We start from the raw sequence: 8503 nt of genomic DNA, 5'->3' as shown, positions 1-8503 counted from the left end.
GATAAAACCGGACAGATCGCATGTTACCTACACCGGACATATCGCTTGTTAGCGACATTCTTTACCGCAGGCTTTGGCTGTTCATCAGAACACAGATACTGTTGGGTTTTGCGGGCTTCCCTTTTTTGCCTCAAACCTCTCAACTGGGACCAGATGACATCAGGTCCAATGGAGCCATTATCATGAAAAAGACCCTTTTTGCCGCTGCCTTGATGGGCGCAACCGCCACCACCGCCTTCGCCGCGCCAGAGGCTTATGTGCTGGACGCAAGCCACAGCCAGGTGATCTTCAGCTACAACCACCTCGGTTTTTCGACCACCTATGGCATGTTCTCCGGCTTCGAGGGCGAGGTGATGTTTGACCAGGAAAACCCCGAAAACTCCTCCGTGTCCGTCTCCATGCCTGTCATGTCCATGTTCACCGGTTGGGAACAGCGCGAAGAGCATTTCATGTCCGCGGACTTCTTTGAAGCGACCGAAGGCGAAATGATCTCCTTCACCTCCACCGGGATTGAGGTCACGGGCGAAAACACCGCCAATATCACCGGCGATCTGACCATCAATGGTGTCACCAAATCGGTGGTTCTGGACGCCAAGCTGAACCAGACCGGCCAGCACCCGATGGCAGGCAAGCCCTGGGCCGGTTTTGACGCCACCACCACGCTGCTGCGCTCCGACTACAATGTCGGCAAATTCGCACCCTTCGTCAGCGATGAAGTCGCCGTCACCATCTCGATCGAGGCGATGAAAGCCGAATAAGGCTACAAACCGCAGGCGCGTGTAGCCCACAGGTGCAACACGCAGACCTGCGTGGCCCCAGACGTGCGTGGCCCCAGGGCCCGCTACGCAAAACAAGAAACCGCTGCTCCAATCGGGGCAGCGGTTGTTTCGTGGTGGTGGAGCCGTAACAGCAATGCTGCAGGCTGAATTTGAGATCACTTGCCCCATCAAATGTGACGGTAAACGAGGTCTCCCGGATCCTGTTTTTCAGCAGTGTCGTCAAGACGAGCGCCAAGTCGCTTAGCCAGTTTTGCGGACCGCGAATTCCTCGGATCTATGTAACTCACAAGCCGGTCCAGCTCTCGCACTTCAAGAGCCCATCTGCGCATTTCAGTCGCGGCCTCAAATGCATAGCCTTTGCCCTCCGCGAATTCGAACAATTGCCAGCCCAATTCTGGCTCAGGGCACCTTGGCCCAAAATTGATTTCAACTCTTCCAACGCATTGTTTTGTGGTGGCGAGCTCAACCGAAAGACTCCCAAATCCAAACATTTCCCAGAGCGCGATGCCATGACAAAAATCTCCCCATGCGTGAATGGTCGAAAAGGGCCCGCCCATGAATTCGGATCGTTCTGACTGCATCAGATCTCGGAACTCGGGCCAATCGTCATACCGTGGGGGACGCATGACCAAGCGCTCAGAACGCAACGTAGGAATATCAAACACGTTATTACCTGCCTAAAATCTCGCTCATAAAACTGCTTTCTTGTTTAGGGAACAACGCAAGGCCTGCAAAGCCCGCACACCGTTCGTCTGCGCAGCGATGCGTCCCTCCGCCATAAGGGAATGAGGCACCAATACAGCACCTCTTAGTGCAAAAGACCCGGCGCATAACGCCGGGCCCGTGAGCGCGCAGTGCTATGAACAAGCGCGCCATGCCGATATGACTGTCGTCATCCAGAGATCAAACGATGCCACGCGCTGCATGAACGGTTCACATGCTTGTCCGGCAGCTGAGTGATCAATGGCGCGTGGCCTCCGGTGCAAACGGGGTTGCGTTCATTTCGCCGCGGCTATGATCCCTGTTCACAGAACCTCAGACGGTTGCCAAAGGGGTCATGGACCTGCATCTGCAGACCCCATGGCATCTTTTCCAAACCAGGGCGATTGAACGCATAGCGCTTGTCCGAGAGTTCTTGATGAAATGCGCGGAGATTTGTCGTCGGGATAAAGGCGTTTGATCCCGGGCTCGCATCATTGTGGTGTTCGGACAAATGCAACTGCAAACCTGCTCTTTCAACGGCCATGTAAAGTGGAAGGTCGTCTGTGAATCGATGCTCAAAGGCGACGGAAAAGCCAAGGAAGTCGCAATAGAACTCGCGCGCTTTGGCCTCGTCGAAAAACCGAATGATCGGGTTGCATCCGGTGAACGAAATAGCGTCATGTGCTGTGCGTTTCAGCGTCGCGCTGGCCGTGTTCCAGTCGGCGAAGCCAAGGCTGGCGGCAATAAGTTCCAGGGATTTCCCATGTGCAATATGAATGCCATCAGCGCCTAGGGCTGAGCGCAGGTTCTTGGCCATTGATTTGGCCTGGTCAGAGCTGATCATCAAAGTCTCCATCCCAGCATGTCTTCAGCGGTGCGCGCGTTGCCGACCGAATGCTGGTCGGAAGATAAACTTGTTGTCTCTATTGCACTTTCACCGGTCCCGAGGGATGCGCGCGGCAGGTAGCACTGACCTTCGACACAACCTCCACAGGTGCAGGTTGATTGTCAATGCAGACCCGTAGGCCCGGAATAAGACCTGGTCCCGAAAGCGCGGTAAGGAGCCGCGTGGCGCGCGCGACAGTTTTGCTCGCTCGCACACCGTTCGTCTGCGCAGCGGTGCATCCCTCCGCCGTAGGGGAACGAGGCGCCAAAACAGCACCTCTCAACGCAAAAGACCCGGCGCATAACGCCGGGTCCATGAGCGCGCAGTGCTGCGGCTTATTCCGTGCGGGTCGCGGTCAGGTCGACCGAGATCTGCACTGCATACGCCAGCGAGCCTTCGTCCTGTACGCCCTGGCCGATGTTGAAATCCAGCCGGTTCACCTCCACCGTGCCGGACATCTCGGCGCTGTCGCCAGAGAGTTGCAGGTCAAACGGCAGGCTCAGCGGGACTTCCTGATCGCGGATCCGCAGGGTGCCCTCTGCGATATAGCCAGTTGGCTGGCCCGCCGCGAGCTTGGTGATGTCGGCGTCAAACACCGCTGTCGGATAAGTGGCGCTGTCGAAATAATCCGCGCCCATCGCCTGGTTGGTCACGGTGCCAAGGCTGAGCGACGCAATGGCGATTTCTACGCGGACACGACCGGCTGGGCCAGGGGCGGCGGGTTCGTCGAACTGGATCGTGGCGGCCCATTGTTCAAAGCTGCCTTCGACCGCGCTGCCCATTTGCACGATGGACAGGCCCAGCGTGCCCTCAGCCACGCTCCAGTTTCCGGTGTCATCAGCGGCACCCTCAGCGGCAGAGGTTGTCGCGCTTGTGTCTGCTGCGCCTGTTTCTGCGGCATCTGTGCTCGCAGTGTCCGAGGCAACCGGCGCACCGGTGATGCCCTGCTGTTTTGAGTAGACGCCAAAGGCGCCGCCACCGGCCAGAACCAGCGTCCAGATCGCCACCGCAATCAGCGCCGGAGCAGGACCGTGCCCGTTGTCTTGCGCCGACCCTGTACCTTGAGCGTGACCACCGCTTGCCATCGCCGCTGCCGCGGCGCGCCCGGGCAACATCCGGAGCAGCGTGATGTCGCGGTCGATGACGTGATGTTTCAGCGCCCCGGCAATATGCAAGCCCAGCGATCCCGCCAGCGTCCAGACAAACAGCCAGTGCAGCCCGCCAAAAGCATCTGCCACCGTCACCGATTTGGGCACAAAGGGCAGATCCTGACCAAAGGGCCACCAGATCGGCGCATAGCCCGTGGTCGCGGCGTGATGGATCCAGCCGCTCAGCGGGGCCAGCACCAATGAACCATAGAGCAGCCAATGCACCACCTCAGCCGCCAGTACCTCGGCCTTGCGCTCGGGGTGGAGCGATGCGGGTTTGGTTTGTCCCATCGCCCAGAGAATGCGCAGCAAGGCAGTGGCAAACAGCGCCAGCCCAAGCGTTTTGTGCAGCGAAAACATCAAAACGGCGCGCGCAATCACCGATTGATCGCCACTGAAATCCGATGCGGTGATCTGATGCGCCAGCTGGGTTGCAAAATAGCCCAGCGGAAAGATCGCCAGCATCAGCAGCGCGGTCAGCCAGTGAAAGGTCTTGGCCACACTGCCGTAATGATGGATGGAGTTTTGTTTTGCCACGGGGTCATCCCTTCGGTTCACCAGATCATGCAGTTAACCTATCTGTGCAAATCTGCGAGACAACCGTGAACTCTGTCCCTCACTGCACAGTGAAAGTGCGTTGGCGCAAGCCTGTGCTTGTACGTTGCGTCACCTGCGTCTAAACCCCTTGCAACGCAGATGTGCAGACAAACGCAGATAAAAGAGGTCTCAGATGACTATTGGGTTCGTGTTTCCCGGGCAGGGCGCCCAGACGATCGGTATGGGAAAAGCGCTGGCAGAGGCCTATCCGGCGGCCAAAGCGGTCTTTGACGAAGTGGACAGCGCCCTGGGCGAGGCGCTCAGCCAATTGATCTGGGAGGGGGACATCGAAACCCTGACACTGACCCAGAATGCGCAACCGGCGCTGATGGCAACTTCGCTGGCCGCGATGCGCGCGCTGGAGGCCGAAGGCGTGTCGCTGCAACGCGCAAGCTTTGTTGCGGGCCATTCGCTGGGAGAATATTCCGCGCTGGCCGCGGCCGGAGCCTTGTCGATTGCGGATACCGCGCGCCTGCTGCGCACCCGCGGTCAGGCGATGCAAAGCGCTGTGCCAGTTGGCGAAGGCGCGATGGCGGCTATTCTGGGCCTCGACCTTGAAGCCGTGCGCGCCGTCGCAGAAGAGGCCGCCGAGGGCGATGTCTGCCAGGCCGCCAATGATAACGATCCGACGCAAGTGGTGGTGTCCGGCACCAAGGCCGCGGTGGAACGCGCCGCTGACATCGCCAAGGCCAAGGGCGCAAAGCGCGCTGTGATGCTGCCGGTGTCTGCTCCGTTCCATTGCGCGCTGATGCAGCCCGCCGCAGATGTGATGGCCGAGGCGCTGGCTGGCGTCACCATTTCGGCGCCCGCCGTGCCGCTGATCGCCAATGTGCGCGCGGATGTGGTCACTGATCCGGCGGATATTCGCCAGTTGCTGGTGGAACAGGTCACAGGCTCCGTGCGCTGGCGTGAAAGCGTGCAGACCATGGCCGCCAAAGGTGTGACAGAGGTGTGGGAAATCGGTGCAGGCAAGGCACTGTCCGGCATGATCCGCAAGATCGACCGGTCATTGACCTGCCGTCAGGTGGGGACGCCCGAAGACGTGGCAGCCGCCACCGCCGCATGAACTCGGCCGATCCGCCCCGCGCCGTCACAGGGCCGGGGTGGTCTCGCGCCACATAATATAAGGACAAGACAATATGTTTGATCTGACAGGAAAAACCGCTCTGATCACCGGTGCATCCGGCGGTATCGGCGGCGAAATCGCCCGCGCTCTGCACGCAGCCGGCGCCACCGTCGCGCTTTCGGGCACCCGCGAAGCCCCGCTGCAAGACCTCGCAGCCAGCCTGGGAGAGCGTGCCCATGTGCTGACCTGCAACCTGTCTGACGCCGCGGCGGTTGACGCGCTGCCCAAACAGGCCGCCGAGGTGCTGGGCTCTGTCGATATTCTGGTCAACAACGCAGGCATCACCCGCGACAATCTCTTCATGCGGATGAAAGATGACGAATGGCAATCGGTGCTGGATGTCAATCTGACCGCCACCATGCGTCTGTGCCGTGGCGTGCTGCGCGGCATGATGAAGGCCCGCTGGGGCCGCATCATCAACATCTCTTCCGTGGTGGGCGCAACTGGCAACCCCGGGCAGGGCAACTATGCGGCGGCCAAAGCAGGCATGGTCGGCATGTCCAAATCGCTCGCCTATGAGGTCGCCAACCGCGGCATCACCGTCAACGCCGTGGCCCCCGGTTTCATCGCCACCGCCATGACCGAGAAGCTGAACGATAGCCAGAAAGAGGCGATCCTGACGCAGATCCCGAGCGGCCGTATGGGCAGCCCGGAAGAGATCGCCTCGGCGGTTTTGTATCTGGCCAGCGCCGAAGCAGGCTATGTCACCGGCACAACCCTGCATGTGAATGGCGGCATGGCCATGCTGTAAAACGGCGGCCTGCGCCACAGCTGGTGCAGGCCTCCCATCAGGCAGCGCATGGGCGCGGGCCAAAGTTACATTTGCGTAAAAAAGGCACTATGCGCAGATTTGTATCCTGTGGTATGCCTTCGGAACCAACTGATAAAACGTGAGAATCCGGCGGGTTGACGCCCTCGGACCAGAATTGTCGCAACAAGACCTTGTATCCCAGAGGGATGATGATCACATGGCCAGAGCACGGCAACAGCCTTGGCTCTGACGGGCCGTGGCGGGCAGAAGTGACAATGCTGCGAAAACGTTTGCCTTGGCGTTCGTCTGTGTTATAGGCGGCGCATATTCGCCAGCGGCGGGCCGATCCGGCCAGCCCGGGCAACCCGCAGTGCGGGACACCACCGCCCGCATCGGGCACAACCAAGCCGCCCCCTGCGGGCAAGGGCAAAAACCGGGCGATTGCCCTGAAGATATGAGGAATTGACATGAGCGACGTCGCAGACCGCGTAAAAAAGATCGTTGTGGAACACCTGGGTGTTGAAGAGGACAAAGTGAGCGAAAACGCTTCGTTCATCGACGATCTGGGCGCAGACAGCCTCGACACCGTTGAGCTGGTCATGGCGTTTGAAGAAGAGTTCGGCATCGAAATCCCTGATGACGCAGCCGAAACCATTCAGACTTTTGGCGACGCGGTGAAGTTCATCAGCGAAGCATCCTGATCTCTCTGATCAGACAGTTTCAAACGGCGTCTCCCTTCGGAGGCGCCGTTTTTGTTTGGGCGCAGCTCTCTGGCGGATCGGGCAAAGCCATCTGTGTATGTCAAAGCCGCACCAAAGGTCGCTCTGCGTGCGCTGATGTATGCTGAGTGGCCTTCGCTGGTTCATTGGACGCACCCGGCACATTGCGGATCCACCTGGCAGGGGTGGCCAAGGGGTAAGGCACAACCCGAGCGTTCACCCGCAATCAGGGCTTGGCGCAGATCCGAGATTGGCGCGAGTTTCGCTGACACTTGATCTTGGCTCGCGACTTAACACCCGCCTCACGCCTCAACCGATCCTCGTCTGATCTGATGTTCCCAGATGGCGCGCAGATCATTCCCACAGCTGCATGGCCGCAGCCATGTTGCCGCAGACGCACGGCCCCAGTTGCACTATCACAATGCTCTAAGAGCTGGCGGTCTGCGGTTACGTCCGGACCTGTTTTTCTGCTGCGGCTGCACGCGGGGGCAGTTTGGCGACCGCGGGATCTGCCTCTGCCGCGGCTTTGGCGGCACGGCTTTCGGGTGTGGGATCGTGGTAGAGGTCTGCTTCGGGATCATCGATCCGGCCAGCCTCGGCCACGGTGGCGACCTCTGCCGCATTCAGTCGGGAGCGGAACCGCACCCCGATATGTTTGGTATTGGCCCAATCCACCCGACCGGTCAGCCGCGCGGGTTTCAACCCTTCCGGCAGGGCCAGTTCGATGGTGTCACCAACCTCACAGGCGGCATCGGAATGCACGGTTGCGCCTTCCTGGCTGATGTCCAGAACCAGCGCATCGCTGCCCCGGCTGTCATGAAAGATCTCGCATTCCAGCGCACAGGCATGACGCTTGCGCCGCTCTGCCTTGGCGCGCATCCGCCGTTCCACCAGCAGAAACGCCAGCGCGGCAAAGGCCGAGGCCACGACCGCGCCGATTGCGGCATAGCCGCTGGAGATCTGCCCCAGCGGTGGCAGCGGACCAACCACATTGGTAACGTCGCGCAGCTGATCGGCGTTGTGGCAGGGGGTCAGGGTCAGCGACTGGCGGAAGGATTGTACCGTGCGGTCCGCATTCAGCTGCTGTGAGGTGCGCAGCGCGGCCTCGCGTCCTTCACGGGCGTCAATCTGCACCAGGGTCTGTTGTTGCGCCAGCAGCCCGTCGGTGCCGCGCTTCAGCTCCACCATGTCGCCTGCGCGCAGGCCGGAATGCAGCTCCCGCCGGGAGGTGGATTTTAGCACCCGCTGCATGGTTTCGGCGGCATCAGGCGCGTAGCCATTTTGCAGATAGCCCAGGAAATCCTCGCTCACCGAGGTTAGGGTCATCAGATCCTCAAAGACGGCGCATTCGTCCGCCTGCGCAGGCAGCGCCAGCATCGCCGCAGGCAACAACCCAAGCAGGGTGCTGTTGCGCAACCGGCGGCGCAGAGATGTGAGGGGCCTGATCCGTGTGGTCCGCTTCGGTTTGGCCTGTGTCCGTTTAGCATATGTCTGTGCGTTGATCAGGGTTGCATGACCCAGGTCACCATGACCCAGATCACCATGATCCAGGCTGCCGCCGCAGCAGTGAGGAGAGAGCATCGCGTTTTGTGCTTCGGCCATCAGAAACCCCGAACCTTTGTCTTTGTCATGTGATCTGTTGTTCAGACCACATCCGGTGTGGCGCGGCGGATCAAACCGCCGCCATAGTCATTGGTCTGCTCGAGAGGGGGCGGTGTGCCGTCCGCGCTCCCCCTCGCAGATCCCGTGAGCCATATGCCAAAGCCGCTTTGCCGCAGATATCAGGGATCCCCGT

The 8503-nt window shown here is 60.2% G+C and carries 8 protein-coding genes; 4 read left to right on the top strand and 4 right to left on the bottom strand.

Going from position 1 to position 8503, the window contains the following annotated elements; genetic code table 11:
* Positions 1–182 precede the first annotated feature (182 nt).
* Positions 183–758 (top strand): YceI family protein, encoded by a 576-nt coding sequence (locus tag Q0C28_RS09895; protein ID WP_293575271.1) that lies wholly within the window; start codon positions 183–185, stop codon positions 756–758.
* Positions 759–946: 188 nt separating this feature from the next.
* Here the strand turns inward: Q0C28_RS09895 and Q0C28_RS09890 are convergent, their stop codons facing one another.
* The 3 genes from Q0C28_RS09890 to Q0C28_RS09875 form a co-directional block, all read right to left on the bottom strand.
* On the bottom strand, positions 947–1444 hold the full coding sequence (locus Q0C28_RS09890) for a GNAT family N-acetyltransferase (RefSeq protein WP_293575269.1): 498 nt from the start codon (positions 1442–1444) through the stop codon (positions 947–949).
* A gap of 347 nt (positions 1445–1791) precedes the next feature.
* A complete protein-coding gene (locus Q0C28_RS09885) occupies positions 1792–2325 on the bottom strand; it encodes a glyoxalase superfamily protein (RefSeq protein ID WP_366934234.1) in 534 nt (177 codons plus the stop codon).
* A 377-nt stretch (positions 2326–2702) separates the two neighbouring features.
* Entirely contained in the window at positions 2703–4052 is a 1350-nt protein-coding gene (locus Q0C28_RS09875) for a cytochrome b/b6 domain-containing protein (RefSeq protein ID WP_293575267.1), read from the bottom strand.
* Positions 4053–4245: 193 nt separating this feature from the next.
* Here Q0C28_RS09875 and fabD point away from each other — a divergent pair, with 193 nt between their 5' ends.
* The 3 genes from fabD (at position 4246) to Q0C28_RS09860 (ending at position 6690) form a co-directional block, all read left to right on the top strand.
* Entirely contained in the window at positions 4246–5178 is a 933-nt protein-coding gene (gene fabD / locus Q0C28_RS09870; RefSeq protein WP_293575265.1) for an ACP S-malonyltransferase, read from the top strand.
* A gap of 73 nt (positions 5179–5251) precedes the next feature.
* Positions 5252–5989, top strand: coding sequence for a 3-oxoacyl-ACP reductase FabG (fabG, locus tag Q0C28_RS09865; RefSeq protein ID WP_293575263.1), 738 nt, complete (start codon positions 5252–5254; stop codon positions 5987–5989).
* A gap of 467 nt (positions 5990–6456) precedes the next feature.
* Positions 6457–6690, top strand: coding sequence for an acyl carrier protein (locus Q0C28_RS09860; protein ID WP_293575261.1), 234 nt, complete (start codon positions 6457–6459; stop codon positions 6688–6690).
* 465 nt (positions 6691–7155) lie between these two features.
* Here the strand turns inward: Q0C28_RS09860 and Q0C28_RS09855 are convergent, their stop codons facing one another.
* Entirely contained in the window at positions 7156–8310 is a 1155-nt protein-coding gene (locus Q0C28_RS09855) for a PilZ domain-containing protein (RefSeq protein WP_293575259.1), read from the bottom strand.
* Positions 8311–8503 lie beyond the last annotated feature (193 nt).

Origin of the sequence: Phaeobacter sp. (assembly GCF_022825805.1) — a bacterium.
Taxonomy (GTDB): domain Bacteria; phylum Pseudomonadota; class Alphaproteobacteria; order Rhodobacterales; family Rhodobacteraceae; genus Phaeobacter.
The sequence above is the reverse complement of the archived record's forward strand: the minus strand, read 5'-3'. Positions and strand labels throughout refer to the sequence as shown.

Bases quoted from the DNA above. Each gene is read 5' to 3' on its own strand.
- Q0C28_RS09895 (WP_293575271.1), top strand. From the start codon at position 183: ATGAAAAAGACCCTTTTTGCCGCTGCCTTGATGGGCGCAACCGCCACC.
- Q0C28_RS09885 (WP_366934234.1), bottom strand. From the start codon at position 2,325: ATGATCAGCTCTGACCAGGCCAAATCAATGGCCAAGAACCTGCGCTCA.
- fabD (WP_293575265.1), top strand. From the start codon at position 4,246: ATGACTATTGGGTTCGTGTTTCCCGGGCAGGGCGCCCAGACGATCGGT.
- fabG (WP_293575263.1), top strand. From the start codon at position 5,252: ATGTTTGATCTGACAGGAAAAACCGCTCTGATCACCGGTGCATCCGGC.
- Q0C28_RS09860 (WP_293575261.1), top strand. From the start codon at position 6,457: ATGAGCGACGTCGCAGACCGCGTAAAAAAGATCGTTGTGGAACACCTG.
- Q0C28_RS09855 (WP_293575259.1), bottom strand. From the start codon at position 8,310: ATGGCCGAAGCACAAAACGCGATGCTCTCTCCTCACTGCTGCGGCGGC.